This window comes from Devosia sp. Root413D1, from assembly GCF_001425235.1.
Lineage (GTDB): Bacteria > Pseudomonadota > Alphaproteobacteria > Rhizobiales > Devosiaceae > Devosia_A.
Genome location: NZ_LMEA01000009.1, coordinates 379692 through 397359, shown reverse-complemented (window position 1 = coordinate 397359; position 17668 = coordinate 379692). Strand labels below are relative to the sequence as shown.

Annotated in this window: 14 protein-coding genes; 10 read left to right on the top strand and 4 right to left on the bottom strand. The window is 66.1% G+C overall.

What is annotated here, in order from left to right:
• Positions 1-194: 194 nt before the first annotated feature.
• The 3 genes from ASC89_RS13835 to ASC89_RS13825 form a co-directional block, all read right to left on the bottom strand.
• A complete protein-coding gene (locus tag ASC89_RS13835; protein WP_055876498.1) occupies positions 195-1244 on the bottom strand; it encodes an HD-GYP domain-containing protein in 1050 nt (349 codons plus the stop codon).
• A gap of 169 nt (positions 1245-1413) precedes the next feature.
• The gene (locus ASC89_RS13830) at positions 1414-2187 is read right to left on the bottom strand and encodes an SDR family NAD(P)-dependent oxidoreductase (RefSeq protein WP_055998701.1); all 774 of its coding nucleotides are present in this window, start codon (positions 2185-2187) and stop codon (positions 1414-1416) included.
• A gap of 22 nt (positions 2188-2209) precedes the next feature.
• Positions 2210-5608 carry a hybrid sensor histidine kinase/response regulator gene (locus ASC89_RS13825; protein WP_055998699.1) on the bottom strand — a complete coding sequence of 1133 codons (3399 nt, stop codon included), beginning with the start codon at positions 5606-5608 and terminating at the stop codon, positions 2210-2212.
• Between the two features lie 257 nt (positions 5609-5865).
• On the opposite strand from ASC89_RS13825, the gene ASC89_RS13820 reads away from it, so the two are divergent.
• From ASC89_RS13820 to ASC89_RS13800, 5 genes are all read left to right on the top strand, one after another.
• On the top strand, positions 5866-7524 hold the full coding sequence (locus tag ASC89_RS13820) for an ABC transporter substrate-binding protein (RefSeq protein ID WP_055998697.1): 1659 nt from the start codon (positions 5866-5868) through the stop codon (positions 7522-7524).
• An 86-nt stretch (positions 7525-7610) separates the two neighbouring features.
• Positions 7611-8588, top strand: coding sequence for an ABC transporter permease (locus tag ASC89_RS13815; protein WP_055998695.1), 978 nt, complete (start codon positions 7611-7613; stop codon positions 8586-8588).
• Between the two features lies 1 nt (position 8589).
• Positions 8590-9504 (top strand): ABC transporter permease, encoded by a 915-nt coding sequence (locus tag ASC89_RS13810; protein ID WP_055998693.1) that lies wholly within the window; start codon positions 8590-8592, stop codon positions 9502-9504.
• A 2-nt stretch (positions 9505-9506) separates the two neighbouring features.
• Complete coding sequence (locus ASC89_RS13805; protein WP_055998691.1) at positions 9507-10307, top strand: ABC transporter ATP-binding protein; 801 nt, start codon at positions 9507-9509, stop codon at positions 10305-10307.
• Positions 10304-11221, top strand: a complete 918-nt coding sequence (locus tag ASC89_RS13800) for an ABC transporter ATP-binding protein (protein ID WP_055998689.1) — start codon at positions 10304-10306, stop codon at positions 11219-11221. The genes ASC89_RS13805 and ASC89_RS13800 overlap by 4 nt, the downstream gene beginning before the upstream one ends.
• On the opposite strand, the gene ASC89_RS13795 is transcribed toward ASC89_RS13800, so the two are convergent.
• Positions 11222-12097, bottom strand: coding sequence for a LysR family transcriptional regulator (locus tag ASC89_RS13795; RefSeq protein WP_055998687.1), 876 nt, complete (start codon positions 12095-12097; stop codon positions 11222-11224).
• Positions 12098-12292: 195 nt separating this feature from the next.
• On the opposite strand from ASC89_RS13795, the gene ASC89_RS13790 reads away from it, so the two are divergent.
• From ASC89_RS13790 to add, 5 genes are all read left to right on the top strand, one after another.
• Positions 12293-13276, top strand: coding sequence for a nucleoside hydrolase (locus ASC89_RS13790; protein ID WP_055876471.1), 984 nt, complete (start codon positions 12293-12295; stop codon positions 13274-13276).
• Between the two features lie 31 nt (positions 13277-13307).
• Positions 13308-14624: a sugar ABC transporter substrate-binding protein gene (locus tag ASC89_RS13785; RefSeq protein ID WP_055876468.1), complete on the top strand. Its 1317-nt coding sequence runs from the start codon at positions 13308-13310 to the stop codon at positions 14622-14624.
• A gap of 274 nt (positions 14625-14898) precedes the next feature.
• Positions 14899-15768 carry a carbohydrate ABC transporter permease gene (locus tag ASC89_RS13780; RefSeq protein ID WP_055998685.1) on the top strand — a complete coding sequence of 290 codons (870 nt, stop codon included), beginning with the start codon at positions 14899-14901 and terminating at the stop codon, positions 15766-15768.
• Complete coding sequence (locus ASC89_RS13775) at positions 15768-16622, top strand: carbohydrate ABC transporter permease (RefSeq protein WP_055998683.1); 855 nt, start codon at positions 15768-15770, stop codon at positions 16620-16622. The genes ASC89_RS13780 and ASC89_RS13775 overlap by 1 nt, the downstream gene beginning before the upstream one ends.
• A gap of 2 nt (positions 16623-16624) precedes the next feature.
• Complete coding sequence (gene add / locus ASC89_RS13770) at positions 16625-17611, top strand: adenosine deaminase (protein ID WP_055999008.1); 987 nt, start codon at positions 16625-16627, stop codon at positions 17609-17611.
• The last annotated feature ends 57 nt before the right edge of the window (positions 17612-17668 follow it).

The following is a 17668-nucleotide window of genomic DNA, read 5'->3' as shown; positions in this document are numbered from 1 at the left end:
GAATCGTCACGCGACTCTGATCGAGTCGCCGGATGCTTGCCGGGAGTCATCGGCGACCTGCGCCTGACAGCCAATACTGCCGATACTCAGGAATTGGAGGCGTTCGACAGATGTCCGCACGGCGAAGTGCCTGATCTCGTCGGGCGAGCCCAGCCGTCGCCGGATTACGATGACTTGCGGGGAAGGAGCCCGGTTCAGCCGGCGAGGCGGGTGTCCTCGGGGACGGCCAGCATCAGGGCGAGGATTTCCGCCCAGCGGGCCTCGAAAGCGGCCACGCAGGCAGGGTCGAAATGCGTGCCGGCGAGCGACAGGATCTCGCGATAGGCCTCTTCGATCGGCCAGGCGCGCTTGTAAGGACGCTCGGAACAGAGGGCATCGAACACATCGGCGATGGCGACGACGCGCGCTTCGATCGGAATATCGGTGCCGGAGAGACGATCGGGATAGCCGGTGCCGTCCCAACGCTCGTGATGGCTCTGGGCGATCAGCTCGGCAGTCCGGATGACCTCGGACGAGCCGTGTTCGAGAATGCGGGCGCCGATCGAAACGTGGGTGCGCATGACGCGCAACTCGTCCGGCGTCAGCTTGCCGGGCTTACTGAGGATGGCGTCGGCGATGCCGATCTTGCCGATATCGTGCAACGGCGCTGCCAGGTAGATCATGCGGCAGCGCTCGGGGCTCAAGCCGATGGCTGCGGCGATCATCGAGGAGACCTGGGCGACGCGCGAGACATGCTCGCCGGTATCGCCGTCGCGATACTCGATGGCGCGGGCGAGGCGCCAGATGATCTCTTCCTCGCGCTCGACCAAATGACGGGTGGCGCTTTCGACCTCGCGGGCGAGCCAGGCGGCGCGGTCGGCGAGTTCGCTCTGCGACCGGCGCAGGGCGAGGAGGTTGCGGACACGGGCCTGCAGCTCGGTGGAATCGAACGGCTTATTGACGAAATCGGTGGCGCCGGCGGCGATGGCGCGGACCCGCAAAGCCGGAGCGTTGTCGGAGGTGACCATGACGATCGGCACCAGGCGGTAGGCCTCCTCGGCGCGCAGGCGCCGGGTCAGCTCGACGCCATCCATCTCGGGCATCACGTGATCGACGAGGACGAGATCGAACTGCGTGGTGGCGGCGAGCGCCAATGCCTTGCTCGGCAGCAGCGAGGCGGCGATCTCGACATCTTCGAGGGCGCCGATCACATGGCTGATGAAGGCCAGGCTCGAACGCGAGTCATCGACGATAAGCACACGCACCGGCTGAGCCCCAAAGCGGCGGTTGGACCACAGCACCTAAGCGGGCCCGAGTTAACAATATCAAAAACTGCGTAGCGGCCCGCTGGCGATGTTACGCGTGGTTACTGATTTGTATTTGCTCGGCAAAGCTTAGGTGGCGGGCGCGAGAAGTTGACCGGCTGGTCAAAGCTTAGCGCGAGGTCCAGCCGCCATCGATGATGAGGGTCTGGCCGGTGATCAGAGAGGCGGCCGGCGAAGCGAGGAAAGCGACGGCGCCGGAGACTTCCCGGGGCTGGCCGACGCGATGCAGCGCGGCGATGCGCTCCACCACGTCGTCGCGGAAGCCGGGGCGGCCGAGCGCCTCGGCGGTGCCGTCGGTCTCGATGAAGGTGGGGGCGACGGCGTTGACGGTGATGCCATACTTGCCCCACTCGACCGCCATGCACTTGGTCATGTGGGCGACGGCGGCCTTGGAGAGGCAGTAAATGGCTTCGCCGGGCAGCGCGATGAAGCCGGCCTGCGAGCTCATGTTGACGATGGCGCCGCCCTGGCCGCGAGCAATCATGTGGCGGGCAACGCGCTGGGCGATGAAGAAGCTCGCCTTGACGTTGAGGTTGATGGTCAAATCGAACTCGTCCTCGGTGAAATCCTCGATCGGCCCCTCGGTGCCGCCGCCAACATTGTTGACGAGGATATCGAGGTGGCCGAGCGCGGCGATGGCGGCATCGACCGCAGTATAGGCCTGGGGCAGATCCATCACGTCCATCTGCAACGGCACGGCGCGGCGGCCGAGCGCCTCGATCTCGGCGATGACCTCGGCGCTGGAGGCTTTGTCGCGAAGACCGAGCGCGATGTCGGCGCCGGCATTGGCGAGGGCCAGCGCAATGGCGCGGCCAAGGCCGCGGGCGGCGCCGGTGACGAGCGCGGTCTTGCCGGTGAGGTCGTAGCTGGGCAGATCGGTCATGTGCTTCTTCTTGGCTGAGGTGTCAGGCGAGGCCGGCGGGTTCGCCCTGGGGGACGCGGCGGAGGTGGAGCTTGAGGTGGGTGCGCAGCACCGTCAGCCGCTCGGACAGCTCGGCGCGAAGGGCCGCGATGGCCGGATCGGCGGCCGCTGCCTCGGTGTCGCCGAGCACGAACTCGGCAGTCTGCACCACGTCGCGCCAGCGCGGGTTGGCCGGCAGGGTTTCGATCAGCAGGTACTTGTCGAGGGTGCGCACCTGCAGCGACGAGCGATCGAAGCTGGCGCGCCAGATGCCGCTGGCTTCGGCGAAATCGATCTTGGAGCGACCGGTGACGCGGCGCCACAGGCTGAGGCTGGCGCTGGTCACCTCGACGAGGATGCGGCGGTAATCGTCGCCGTCATCGAGCGGAGACGCGGTGGCCGGTAGCGGCGCTGGGTTGGTGAGGGCGGGCCCGACCGTGTCGATGGCGGCGCGGAGGCCGCGGACCAGCCCCTCGGTCTGGGCGAAGCTTTCGCCGGTATCGGCGGTCAAGACGCAGGCGATGCCGCCGCCGGCATCGGCCTCGAGCTCGAAGGCGCTGAGCCGCACCGGCGGCCGCCCGGGATCGAGCGGCACCGCCTCGAGCATTGCCTTGCCGTCGGCGCGCACCAGCCCGATCACCGTGGCAGCCGTCGCCGCCGGAATGACATCGGCGAAGGCGGTGACGCCCGGCTCGATCCGCCGCGCCATGAGGGTCGAGGCCGCATGGTTGGCATAGGTGATGGCGCCGTTCTCAGCGACGCAGACGAGGCCGGCATTGAGCGCGTCGAGCAGGCGCGCCAGCCGCTGCTGCGACAGCCGCAGCGCATCCTCGACCAGCACGCGGCGGTCGATCTCCTGGCGCAGGTCGAGGTTTTCGCGCGCCGTGCCGCGGGCCCGGCGGGCCTCCAGCAGGGTCGCGATGCGGGCCAGCAGCTCCTCCTTGACGAAGGGTTTTATCACATAGTCATTGGCGCCGTTTTCGAAGCCGGCGAGGGTATCGCGGGTGCGGCTGCGAGCGGTGATCATGATGATCGGTAAGTCGAGCAGGCTGTGGGTGCGGCGCAGCTGCCGCGCCACGTCGAGCCCGCCGATATCGGGCATCATCACATCGAGGATGACGAGGTCGGGAGCGTGCCGCTCCACCGCCTCGAGCGCGGCGCGACCGCTATCGGCGGTACGGACGACGTAACCCTGCGGCTGCAGCACGTTGCGCAGCACCTGGATGTTGATCGGCTCGTCGTCGACGACGAGGATCTGCGGGGCGGCATCGTCACCGTCCTGGGCGAGGAACATCGGGGCGTCGAGGGCGTGATCGACCGCCGAGTGAAGGCCGGTGAGGTCCGCATCGGCCAACAGGTCAGTGGCCGCAGCGGGGGTGGCGCGCGGCAGCCTGAGGGTGAAGCGCGAGCCCTGCCCCTCCGCCGACTGCGCCAGGATTTCGCCATCGAGCAGGTGCGCCAGTTGGCGGGCGATGGTGAGGCCGAGGCCGGTGCCGCCGGACTGGCGGGCGGTATCAAAGCCATCCACCTGTTCGAGCGGCTGGAAGATCCGCTCGAGGCTGCCGGCCGAGATGCCGCGACCGCTGTCGGCGACATGCATCAGCACCGTGCCCTCCGGCGTCGCCTCGGCGCTGATCGCGATGGCGCCCTGGTCGGTGTATTTGATGGCGTTGCCGATGAGGTTGTAGAGGATCTGCTCGAGCCGCACCGGGTCGGCGAGGACGAAGCCGAGGTCGTCGGGAATGTCGACCGTGAGGATCACCGGCTCGCCGCGCAGCATCGGCTCGCACAGCTGCAGCACGTTGCGGACGCTGGTCGCCACATGCACCGGATGGATATCGAGCCGCATGCGGCCCTGGCGAATGCGGTAAAGGTCGAGCAGGTCGTCGACGATGCGCGACAGCCGCCGGGCGCTGAAGGTGATGAGGTCGAGCTGGCTGCGCTGCGGGCCGCTGAGCTTGCCGACGACGCCGCCGGCGAGGGTTTCGGCGATGCCGATAATGCCGTTCAGCGGGGTACGCAGTTCGTGCGAGGTATTGGCAAGGAAGGTATCCTTGTGGCGATCGGCCAGCTCCAGCGCGCTGTTCTTTTCGGCGATGACCCGCACCTGCTGCTCGAGCTCGGCATTCTTCTGGCCGACCAGCGACAGCTGGCTGCGCAACGCATCGCGCATCCGCCGGAAGCTCGTGGCCAGCCGGCTGAGCTCGCGGGGTGAGGCGATGGCCGGCATGTCGCGATCGAGATCGCCGCGGGCGATGGCCTCAGCGACGCCAGTGAGCCGCACGATCGGCGCGGTCATGGTGCGCGACAGCAGCACGACGATCAACACCAGCAGCGGCAGCGAGATGCCGGCGACGATGATCAGCACGCGCTTCAGCTCGTCGGCATTGGCGAAGGCCAGCGCCGTCGGCACTTCGGCAACGAGAGTCCAGGCGAGGTCGCCGAACTGCACCGGGACGGAGGCCGACAGGGCCGGCGCGCCGCCAAGCCCCGCCGCGACGATGGCGGCCCGCGGTGCGCCGGCGGCCGCTGCCGCCTGGGTCGGGATACCGATCACTGCGCTGGCGCCGGTCGGCGCCGAGACCAGGGCGTGATGGGCGCTCAGCAAATAGAGCTGCGCCGTCTCGCTGTTCTGCGCCTGGGTCAGGCGGTCGAGCCCGGCAGTCGGCAGTCGCAGCACCACGGTGCCGCGGAACTTATGGTAGAATTCGACTGGCACCGCCACATAGGCGCCAAACACCCCGGTGATCGGATCGCGGTCGAAATCGCTGACCAGCGGGGGCGCGCCCGGCGCCGCGAGCCGGGAGCGCTCGATGAGTTCGGAGAGCGGCGTGCCGCTGAAGCCGAGACTCAGGTCGCGGCCGAGATAGCGGTCCTTCAGCATCGAGTAGACGACGCGGCCCTCCGGGGTGACGAGGTAGACATTGTCGAACTCGGAGGTGCGAACGAAGCTGGCGAAATCCTCGTGGAACTGGACATGGGCGTTGGCATATTCGAGCGCCTGGCTGAGCAGTTGATCGTCATCCACCGGCTGCTGGTGATCGGCCGCCTGGTCGCTGACGGCGAAGATCTGCTGCAGCAGCGCCGTGGCGCGCTCGGGTGAGCCGTCGATCTGGCGGAAGGCGTAGCTGAAGCCGTAGAAATCGCCGATGGCGTAGCGCACGGCGTTGGAGCGGGCGAGGCTCGCTGCCTGGCGCTCGGCAAAGCCCAGATATTGCTCGATCTCGCTCTTTTTGGCGTCGCGCACGAAGCCGAGCTTACCGAAGGTCTGGGCTTCGACATTGGCGCTGAGGATGGCAAAAAAGGCAAAGCCGGTCGCCACCAGCGGCAACGTGCTGATCAACAGGAAGATCAGCAGCAGCCGGCCGCGAAAGCCATTAGGCACGAGTCGCAGACGTCCCATCCCCAGCCCTCTGCAATGCGCAGCCTATTGTCGGATAATTTTCCGCCGGGACGCAAGAATACCACTTTCGTCTAACCCGGGATTTTGCCGATTTTGACGATCTTGCGTGACGAATTGCACGCTTTTGCCCGGGTGACGGGAGGCGGGTGGCAAGGCTGATGTGGTTGCCGCAAGGGACGTGGGGTGGATGCGGCAAGCGGTGCGCATGTCTCGAGGGGTCCCGGCCGGCGACGGCCCGGGCGAAACAGGGAGTGGACATGATGAGATCGACGACGTTCAGCCTCGTCCTCGTGGCAGCGGCGCTGGGAGCGCCCGCCACGGTCGAGGCCAAGGCCATCCTGACGGCGTTTCCGACCGAAACCACGGCGTTCGTCGCCAACTTCAATCCGTTCAACACCTCGACGCGGCTGTCGACGGTCGAGGACTTCATGTACGAGCCGCTGGTGATCTTCAACGTGCTGCAGGGCGGCAAGCCCGAGTACCGGTTGGCCGAGAGCTTCACCTACAATGACGACCTGACGGCGGTAACCTTCAAGATCCGCGACGGGGTGAAGTGGTCGGACGGCCAGCCGTTCACCGCCAACGACGTGCTGTTCACCTTCAACCTGTTGAAGGTGCATCCGGAGCTCGACCTCAATGCGATCTGGACGCAGATCAAGAGCGTCGAGGTCGACGGCAACAACGTCACCATCGCCTACAATGCCGCCAATTCGGGCCTGATCTACAAGCTGGTGCAGGTCTATGTGGTGCCCGAGCACACCTGGAAGGACGTTGCGGACCCCGCGACCTTCACCAACGAGAAGCCGGTGGGCTCGGGGCCGATGACCGAGATCGAGCGCTTCACCCCGCAGGAATACATGCAGTGCCGCAACCCCAACTACTGGGATGCCGCGAACCTCTTCGTCGACTGCCTGCGCTTCCCGCAGATCGCCGGCAACGACCAGACGCTGACCGAGGTCACCAAGGGCGAGCTCGACTGGTTCGGCGCCTTCCTGCCCGATATCGAGAAGACCTATGTGGGGCTCGACCCCGACCACAACGCCTACTGGTTCCCGGGCGGCTCGATGGTGGTGTTCAACCTCAACCAGCAGACCAAGAATGCCGGCAACAAGGCGGCCTTCAACGACATCAACTTCCGCCGCGCCTTCTCGATGGCGATGGACCGGCAGGCGATGGTGGATATCGCCGGCTATGGCTATCCGACGCTCAACGAATATCCGTCGGGGCTCGGGGCGGCCTTCCATTCATGGAACAACCCCAAGGTCGACACCGAGTATGGCCAGTTCTCGAAATACAACCTCGATGCGGCGAAGCAATTGCTGGCCGACAGCGGCTACAAGGACGTGACCGGCGACGGCTTCGTCGAGAATCCTGACGGCTCGAAGATCAGCTTCGACATCATCGTGCCGAACGGCTGGACCGACTGGGTCAACAGCGTGCAGCTCGCCGTCGAGGGGCTGACTCAGGTCGGCATCGAAGCCCGCCTGTCGACCCCCGAGGAAGGGCCGTGGGACAACATGCTGAAGTCCGGCGACTTTGATGTGGGCATCAACTCGATCCGCGGCGGCGTCACCCCGCACTTCATGTTCGACCTGGCGCTCTATTCAGCCAATGTCGGCAAGACCCGGCAGGCCGCCTCGCACTACTCGAACCCCGAACTCGATAAGCTGCTGGATGGTTTCTACCAGACCAGCGACGAGGCCGAGCAGCGCAAGCTCATGGACCAGATCCAGGAGATCGTCGGCCGTGACCTGCCCTATGTCGCGGTGTTCAACAACCCGCTCTGGTACGAGTACTCGACCAAGCGCTTCACCGGCTGGTTCAACGCCGACAATCCGGTGGCGCGGCCGGTGGTCTATGGCGGCGTGCCGGAGCGCGTGCTGCACCTGTTGGCCCTCAGGCCAGTGACACCTTAGGCCTCGAGACGACCAGAGCCTGATCCAGGCGGCACGCTCCCCACGCGGCGCCGCCTGGATCTCGTAACCGACGGGGGAGGGTTCGCATGCCGTTCGTGCTGCGCCGCATCGGCTTTTACATCGTGGCATTCTGCGCTGCCGCGGTGATCAACTTCCTGATCCCGCGGCTGATGCCCGGCGATCCGATCGACTTCATGTTCGCCAAGGCCGAGAACACGCTGCCGCCGGAAGCGCGCGCCGCGCTCTTGAAGACCTTCGGCTTTGCCGTCGGACCGCTGCACGAGCAGTTCCTCGCCTATCTCAGGAGCGTCTTCACCTGGGACCTCGGCTACTCGGTGAAATTCTATCCGCTCACCGTCTCCCAGGTGCTGGGCTATGCCCTGCCCTGGACGGTGTTCCTCGCCGGCACTTCGGCGATCCTCGCCTTCTCGGTCGGCTCGATCACCGGCATCCTCGCCGCCTGGCGGCGCGGTGGCGCCTTCGACTCGGTAGCATCGCCTTTGGCGCTGGCGGTGCAGGCGATCCCGGCGGTGGTGGTGGCGCTGGCGGCGCTGTTCGTCTTCGGCGTGGCGCTCAAATGGTTGCCCACCGGCTATGCGTTCGATCCCAAGCTCGACCCCGGCTGGAGCCCGCAATTCATCGGCAGCGTGGCGCACAGCGCCATCATGCCGGTGGTGTCGCTGGCCTTCGTCCATATCGGCGGCTACCTCGTCACCATGCGCAACAACATGATCGGCCAGCTCGGCGAGGATCATGTGGTGATGGGGCTGGCCAAGGGGCTGAGCGACCGGCGGGTACGCTACAATTATGCGGCGCGCAACGCGCTCCTGCCCAGCGTCACCGCCTTTGCGCTGACCATCGGCTCGGTGATGGGCGGCTCGCTGGTGACCGAGGTGGTGTTCAACTATCCCGGCCTCGGCCGCACCCTCTATGTCGCGATCGTCGCCCGCGATTACCCGCTGATCCAGGGGCAGTTGCTGGTCATGACGCTGGCCATGCTGACCGCCAATCTCGCCGTCGACCTCGCCTATGTGTTCCTCGACCCGCGTCTGAGGAGGGCCTGAAATGAGCGGTTCCTTCGAAGTCATCTTCCGCAACAAGAAGGCGGTGGTCGGCCTCGCCATCGTCCTCGCCTATGTGGCGATCGCCGTGGCAGCGCCCTGGATCACCGAGCATGCGCCGATGCAGCGGGTGGGGCGGCCGCATCAGCCGCCCTCGATGGACCAGTTGCTCGGCACCACCCGGATGGGCCGCGACGTGTTCACCCAGCTGATCTGGGGCACCCGCACCTCGCTGTTCGTCGGCTTTCTCGCCGGGCTGATCGTCACGGTGATCGGCGTGGCGCTCGGCATCACCGCCGGCTATCTCGGCGGCTGGGTCGACGAGGTGATCAACTTCTTCACCAACATCGCGCTGGTGATCCCGCAACTGCCGCTGCTGCTGGTCATCGCAGCCTTCGTCGGGCAGGCGAGCCCGATGGTGATCGCGCTGATCATCGGGCTCACCTCCTGGGCCTGGGGCGCACGGGTGACGCGCGCCCAGACCATGAGTTTGCGACGACGCGAGTTCATCGAGGCCTCGGAGCTGGCGGGCGAGCCGACCTGGCGGATGATCGCGGTGGAGCTGCTGCCGAACCTGTTATCGATCATCGGCTTCAACTTCATCGGCAGCGTCATCTACACCATCATCACCGAGGCGACGCTGGAGTTTCTCGGGCTCGGCGATCCGAACGCGGTGAGCTGGGGCACCATGCTCTACAATGCGCAGACCTCGTCAGCGATCATGATCGGGGCGTGGTGGGAAGTGGCGGCGCCGGCGAGCTTCATCGCGGTGATCGGCATCGGCCTGTCGCTGATCAACTTCGCCATCGACGAGATCTCCAACCCACGGCTGAGGACGCTCGGCACCGTCGCCAAGGCGGCGAAGGCGCAGCGCGCTATCGACCGGGCGCGGGTCGATGCGACGGCGCCGGAGGCATGACGATGGATCAGCAATCGAACCTCGTCGAAGTGCGGGGCCTCAAGGTCGACTTCATGACCACGACGGGGCTGTTCACGGCGGTCAACGCTGTCGATCTCGACATCCGGCGCGGCGAGGTGATGGGGCTGGCTGGGGAAAGCGGCTGCGGCAAATCCACCATTGCCTTCGCGCTGATGCGGCTGCACCGGCCGCCGGCGATCATCTCGGGCGGCAGCATCCGGGTCGATGGCGAGGACGTGCTGGCGCTGACGCCGCAAGCGCTGAGGCGGTGGCGCTGGCGCAAGGTATCGATGGTGTTCCAGAGCGCCATGAACTCGCTGAACCCGGTGCTGACCATCTTCGAGCAGTTCCGCGACGTGCTGGTCGGCCATACCGGGATGCGCCGCGAGGCGGCGCGGGCGCGGGCTGAGGAGTTGATGAAGCTGGTGGGCATCGCCGCGGCGCGGCTCGACGATTACCCGCACCAGCTGTCGGGCGGCATGCGGCAGCGCGTCGTGCTGGCGATGGCGCTGGCGCTCGAGCCGGAGCTGATCATCATGGACGAGCCGACCACCGCCCTCGACGTGGTGGTGCAGCGCGAGATCCTCACCGAGATCATGGCGCTGAAGGCGCGGCTCGGCTTTTCGCTGCTGTTCATCACCCATGACCTGGCGCTGATGGCGCAACTGGCGGACCGCATCGCCATCATGCTCAAGGGCCGGATCATCGAGGTGGGCGCGACGCAGCAGATCGTCGAGGCGCCGGAGCAGGCCTATACGCGGGCGCTGTGGGACGCCATGCCGAGGCTGGAGACCCTGTCATGACCCCGCCCATCCTCGAACTGGTCGCCGCCAGCAAGACCTTCCGCATCCGCAACATCTTCGGCGGCGAGAAGTCGGTGGCGGCATTGCAGCAGGTGTCGCTGAAGCTCGACGAAGGCCGCGCCCTGGCCATCGTGGGGGAGAGCGGCTCGGGCAAATCGACGCTCGGGCGGGCTGCCACGGGCCTGTTTCCGCTGAGTTCGGGCCAGGTGCTGTTCCGCGGGCGCGACATCGCGACGATCCGTGGACGCAAGGCCCGGCTGAAGCATCGTCGCGCCGTGCAGATGATCTTCCAGGATCCGTTCTCGGCGCTGAACCCGGCGCATACGGTGCGCCATCACCTGGAGCGGCCATTGCGCCTGCACCATGGGCTGAGCGGGGTGGCGCTCGGCGAACGGGTGGCGGGGATCGTTGCGGAGGCCGAGCTCGACCCCGACCACACGCTCGACAAGTACCCGCATGAGCTGTCCGGCGGGCAGCGGCAGCGGGTGAACCTGGCGCGGGTGCTGGCGGTGGGGGCCGAGCTGGTGGTGGCGGACGAGCCGACCTCGATGCTCGATGTCTCGATCCGCCGCTCGATGCTCGAGCTGATCGCGCGGCTGAAGACGCAGCGCGGCCTCAGCCTGCTCTACATCACCCACGACATCGCCACGGCGCATTATATCGCCGAAGAGACGGCGGTGATGTTCGGCGGGCGGATCGTCGAATGGGGGCCATCGCGCGAGGTGATCGCCCGGCCGGTTCACCCCTACACCAGGGTGCTGCTGTCGGCGGTGCCCAATGCGTCGGAGCGACTGGATGGCGACAGCGCCGCGGCCGCAGCGTTCGCCGTGGAAGTCGCCCGGGTGCGCGGCATGGCGAGGGCGGAGGTGGGGCAGTGGACCGAGGTCAGCCCCGGTCACTACGCGGCGGTCTGATCACTCGGCGAACTCACGTTCGAACCAGCGCTTCACCAGGTTCATGACGCGGATCGAGCGATCGTTGCGCCAGGCGAGGTACCAGGAGCCGGGGCGGGTGACGAGGCCGAGCGGAGCCAGCATGCGGCCCTGCTTGATGGCATCGGAAACAGCGGGACCGGGCCCGATGGTGACGCCGAGGCCGGCTTCGGCGGCCTGCAGGGTGTAGAACAACAGGTCGTAGGAGATGAACTCGCGCGGCTCGAGCGTCACGCCGGCCTCGCGGGCCCAGTTGGACCACATGTAGGGCGGCCAGACGGTATCGAGGCGCGGCAGGCTCCACAGATGCTCGAGATCGGCCTCGCGGCCCTTCATCAGCATCGGGCTGACCACCGGACCGAAGGTTTCGGGCGCCACGGTGGCAACGGTCATGCCGGGAATCTCGGGCACGGGGCCGACGCCGATATAGATATCGATGGAGCGATCGGCCGGGTTGATCTCGCGGCTCCAGGTGGTGAGGCGCACCGAGGTGCCGTCGAGCAGCGCCTCGAGGCTCTGCAGCCGCGGCACCAGCCAGCGGAGCAGGAACGCATCGGGCGCGGTAAGCATGATGGTCTGGCGGTTATGGGCGTGGCGCAATTGCTCGGTGCCGCGCGCAATCGAGGCGAAGGCCTCGGAGATGGTGGCGGCATACTCGGCGGCGGCCGGGGTGAGGCGGATCGAGCGGTTGCCGCGCTCGAACAGTTCGACCCCCAGCGCATCCTCGAGATGCTTGATCTGGCGGCTGACGGCGCCATCGGTGACGCTCAGGTCCTGCGCCGCCTTCTTGACGCTGCCGAGCCGGGCCGCCGCCTCGAAGGCGCGCAGGGCATTCAGCAGGTGGCCAGTCTCAACCATTGACGAAAACTCAATCGAACGGCCGATTTGTAAATTGTTGGCCGAGGCCCGTCCAGCCTAGTGTTTTGGCTCGGATGCGAGGCGCCAGGCCGCCGGAACCGGGTTCCTCCCTCTCCAGGTTTCGAAGCCTGGCGCCCTCGTGTCCGGATCCACGCACGGCGACGTCCTCTTTCACTCCCTAGAGCAAGATTTCTTATGTCCGTTTCGACTCCCCACCGCATCATCATCGATTGCGATCCCGGCCATGACGACATGGCGGCGATCCTGCTCGCGGCATCGCACCCGGCGATCCGGATCGAGGCGATCACCACGGTGTGCGGCAACGCGTCGCTCGAGAACACCACGCGCAATGCGCTGCGGATAGTCGACGCGTTCGGGCTCGACGTGCCGGTGCATGCCGGCGCCGTGCTGCCGCTGCTGCACCGCTACGAGTTCCCCGCGGCGTTCCATGGCCCGTCGGGCATGGACAGCGCCGGCGTCGAGCTGCCGCAGACCGAGCGCAAGGCCGATGCGGTCGGCGCCGTCGAGGCGATCATCGCCAAGGCCGACGCCAACCCGGGCGAGATCACCCTGGTGGTGATCGGGCCGATGACCAATGTTGCGCTGGCGCTGGCCTTGCGGCCTGACCTGGCGCAGAAGCTCAAGCAGATCGTCTTCATGGGCGGCTCGGCCACCGAAGGCAACGTGACCCCGGCGGCCGAGTTCAACACCTGGGCCGATGCGGAAGCGGCGCGGATCGTCTTCAAGTCGGGCGCCAAGCTCGTGATGTTCGGGCTGAACCTGACGCACCAGACGCTCTTGAGCCGCGCCGACATCGCCGAAGTGCGCGCCGCGGTGGCCGGCGACAATCCGGTGGCCGACATCATGACGTTCTATTGCGGCACGTATTACGCCTTTGCCGGCGAGGACAAGCCGGGCGCACCGCTGCACGACCCCTGCGCGGTGGCCTACCTGATCGACCCGACAATCTTCGGCGTCGCGCAGTTGCCGGGCGAGGTGATCATCGGCGATGGCCCGGGTTACGGGCAGACGCTGATCGATTTCCGTCCGCAGGACCCAAAGCATGACACGCGCAGCAAGAATGTCGGCGTCGCGATGACGGTCGATGCGAGGCGGTTCACGGAACTGGTGACCCCTGGCCTCGTCTGGGGCGCCAGGCGGTTTGCGGCAAAGTCCTGATTTCTTCAGCTACAAGAGAAGGGTGCGTAATATGAAGATGTGGAACACGGCTCTGGCGATCAGCGTGGTGGCGGCGATGACCGCGGCACCGGCGCTGGCGCAGGACAAGACGCTCAACATGATCGTCATCGAAGGCGGCGACACCACGGCCATGCAGGCCGTCGTCGATGCCTATACGGCGGCGCATCCGGGCACCAAGATTAACCTGCAGCCCTATCCGTTCGCGCAGTTCTTCCAGGTGGCGGAGCTGCGGCTGCGTTCAAAGGACGCCGGCATCGACCTCGTCTATGTCGATGCGCCGCTGGTTGCGAGCTACGCGTCGCGCGGCTTCCTCGCGCCTGTTGACGCCAGCATCGATACGTCGAGCCTGGTGCCAGCGGCGATCGATGCCGGCAAGTATGATGCGACGCAGTTCGCGCTGCCGATCAACAATTCGGCGCAGGTGCTGTTCTACAACAAGAAGCTGTTCGCCGATGCCGGCATCACCGCGCCGGAAGGGCTGACCGCCGGGCAGAACGCCACGCAGGCGGAAGTCGATGCGCTCGGCTCGACCAAGCGCTGGACCTGGGAACAGGTGGCGGACGCGGCGCAGAAGCTGACGGTCAAAGATGGCGGCCGTACCACGCAGTACGGCTTTACGGTCGAGCAGTTCGGCGAGCTCTACCAGTTGCAGCCGCTGGGGGAATCGCTGGGCACCGACGTGATCGCGCCCGATGGGGTGACCGCCAAGGGCTACCTCGACAGCGAGGCCTGGACCAAAGCCGGCACCTACTGGGCCAACCTCTACAATGAATGGGCAGTGAGCCCGAAGAGCCTCGGCTATGGCGAAGCGGCCTCGCTGTTCGGCAATGGCCAGCTGGCGATGTTTGCTGGCGGCACCTGGAACCTGCCGATCCTCGCGCAGACCGGCGTCGATTTCGGCGTGGCGCCGTTCCCGTATTTCGAGGGCGGCAAGGTGCTGACCCCGACCGGGAGCTGGTATGTCGGCGTCAGCGCCGCCTCGACCAACCAGGCCGAAGCGTTCGATTTCGCCAAGTTCCTGACCACCTCGGACGAAGGCACACGCGTCTGGTTCAAGGCGCTGAACCAGCTGCCGGTGAGCAAGCCTTTGCTCGACGAAATCAGCACCGCAGCCGATTTCGATGCCTTCCCCAATAACGTGTTCCGGCTGGGCGTCTACGACTCGCTCAACACCGCCAAGGCCCGTCCGGTCACCGCGGCCTATGGCCAGCTGCAGGACGCGTTCCGCACTGCCTTCATCGACATGGCGAATGGCGTGGCGGTGAAGGATGCACTGGCGAGCGCCGTGCAGAAGTTCGAATCCGCGGCAGCGCGCGTCGCGCAGTAGTCTGTCTTCGGCGACCCAGTCGCCGGCCAATCGACGGAGCGCCTTCTCCCCTTGTGGGCGCGGGACGAGGGCGCAGCCCTCGCCCGGAGGTGCCCGAAGGGCGGATGAGGGGTATCTCTCCGCGTACTCGGTCGCTCCTCGCTTACGCTCGGATCGCGCTACACTTCGTTGCGCGGCCCCCTCATCCGGCCTTCGGCCACCTTCTCCCACAAGGGGAGAAAGCGATCACCGAAGCAATCGTGCCCGTGACTCTCCACTAGGTGAACCGCTCTAGATGGTCAGAAGCAAGACTCCCCTCTTCCTGCTCGCGGTGCTCTTGGCGCCGGCGCTGGTCGGCCTCGTGGTGTTCCGCCTCTATCCGATCGCCTTGGCGGTCAGCGACAGCTTCTTCAACATGCTGCGCGGCAACCAGGTGTTTGTCGGGCTCGACAACTACGTCGCGCTGTTCACCGATTCCGCGTTCTGGAAATCGCTGCAGGTGACGCTGTGGTTCAACCTGTTGATCAACCCGATCCAGATCGCCCTCGCGCTCGGGCTGGCGCTGCTCTACGTGCAGAAGTTCAAGGGCGTGGCGTTCTACCGGGTGCTGTTCCTCATCCCCATCGGGGTGTCGCTGCCCACCGCGGTGATCATCTGGCGCATCATGCTGAGCCCGGATGGGCTCGCCAACGGCGTGCTCAACATTGCCGGCATTCCCGGGCAGCCATGGCTGACCTCGGAGAGCCTGGCGCTCTATTCGATCATCGCCATCGCCACCTGGAAGGGCATCTCGTACTGGATGATCTTCATCATCGGCGGGCTGCAGAACATTTCGCCCGAGATCTATGACGCGGCCAAGATCGACGGCGCGCGCGCCTGGCAGCGCCTGGTCTTCATTACCATCCCGCTGCTGCGGCCGACGCTGCTCTTCGTCTTGGTGGCCGATGTCTCAATCAATTTCCTCTTGTTCGCGCCCATCTTCATGATCACCCAGGGCGGGCCGGCCGACAGCACGAACGTGCTGATGTACGAGGCCTTCAAGTCGGGCTTCATCTTCGGCGACATGGGCCGGGCGATGGCGATCATCGTCGTGGTGGTCGCGATCCTCCTCGTCATCGTCGGGTTGCAGTTCCGGCTGCTCAACGGCAAGCCGGAGAAGAAGTGATGCAAAGCACCCCGCACGCGCTCCGCAAGGGCATCGGCTTCGGTTTGAAGCACGTCGCCTACATCGCCATTGCGTTCATCTTCGTCTTGCCGCTGTGGTGGGCGATCGTCTCGTCGCTCCGCCCCAACACCGAAGTCTTCGCCGATATCTTCCCGTTCACCGCCAAGGCGCTGATCCCCTCGCCATTCTCGCTCGAGGCCTACCAGGGCGTGTTCGACCGCGGCTTTGGCATCATCATCGCCAACACGATGTTCGTCGCGATCGTCACGATGATTGGCGGACTGATCGTCAACGGCATGGCCGGCTTTGCTTTCGCGGTGTTCGACTTCAAGGGCAAGAACGCCATTCTGACGCTGATCATCATCAGCTTCATGCTGCCCTTCGAAGCGATCGCGCTGCCGCTCTACACCGTCACGCTGCAGTTGGGCTGGCTCGACAACGTGGCAGCGTTGATCGTTCCCAGTGTTGCCAACGGGCTGGCGGTGTTCCTGTTCTACCAGTTCTTCAAGGAAGTCCCGAAGGACTACCTCGAGGCGGCCAAGCTCGATGGCGCCAACTGGTTCGATGTCCTCGTTCGCATCTATGTGCCACTCTCGATCCCCACCTGCATCAGCGCCGGGCTGCTCCTCTTCGTGTTCCAGTGGGAGGCGTTCCTGTGGCCGCTGCTCGCCATGCCCTCCCAGCAGTTCAAGGTGATCCAGGTCGGCATGGCGGCGTTCCAGCAGCAGTACCAGACGATCTGGAACCAGCTTTTTGCAGTATCGGTGATCACCGCGCTGATCCCGATCGCCCTGTTGTTGCCGCTACAGCGCTACTACGTGCAGGGCCTGGCGAGCGCTGGTATCAAGGGTTGATGATGACTCGCGACGAACTCAGGGCGATTCCCAAGGTCGAGCTGCACCTCCACCTCGATTGCTCGATGAGCTTTGACTCGGTGAACGCACTCGACCCCAGCGTGACGCCGGAGCGTTATCGGGCCGAGTTCCTCGCGCCGCAGAAGTGCGTGAACCTCGTCGACTATTTCCGCTATCTGGCGCCGCCGCTGGCGCTGCTGCAAAGCCGTCGGGCGCTGACGGTGTCGACCATCGACCTGCTGCGCCAGTTGGCCGAGGATGGCGTGGTCTATGCCGAAATCCGCTTCGCGCCGCAGCTGCACCGACAGACCGGGCTCACCACCGACGACGTGGTGGAGACGGTGCTGGCAGCGCTGGTCGAGGGGCGAAAGACCTATCCGGTCGAAGCGCGACTGATCCTCTGCACCCTCAGGCCCGACGATACGGCGCAGGGGCTCGACCTGGTGCGCATCGCCGAGACCTATCGGGACCAGGGGGTCGGCGGTGTCGACCTCGCCGGTGACGAGACCGGCTATGGGCTCGGCGAGCACATCCCGGTGTTTCGCAAGGCCGCCGAGCGCGGGCTCAACGTCACGGCGCATGCCGGCGAGGCAGGCGGCGCCGAGAAGGTGCGCGAAGTGGTGGAGCAGTTGGGCGTGCGGCGGGTCGGGCATGGGGTGCGCTCGATCGAGGATGACGCAGTGATCGCGCTGCTGCTCGAGCGCGACGTGCATCTCGAGGTCTGCCCGTCGTGCAACATCCAGATCGATGTGTTCGACCGCTATGAAGATCACCCGGTGGACAAGTTGGTGCGGCGCGGCGTGTCGGTGGGGGTCAATACCGACGCGCGCGGGCCGACCGATCTGACGCTGACCCAGGAGTATGGCCGGCTGCAGCAGGTGTTCGGCTGGGACACGGCGCGGTTCCGGGCGGCCAACCTCGCGGCGATCGGGCGAGCCTTCGCCGACGACGCGACCAAGGCGGCGATCCGGGCGCGGCTCGAGGCCTGATGCTCGTATGGTAGCCCTCGACGCTGCGCTGCCCGCTGGGTAGAACTGGCGCAGCAA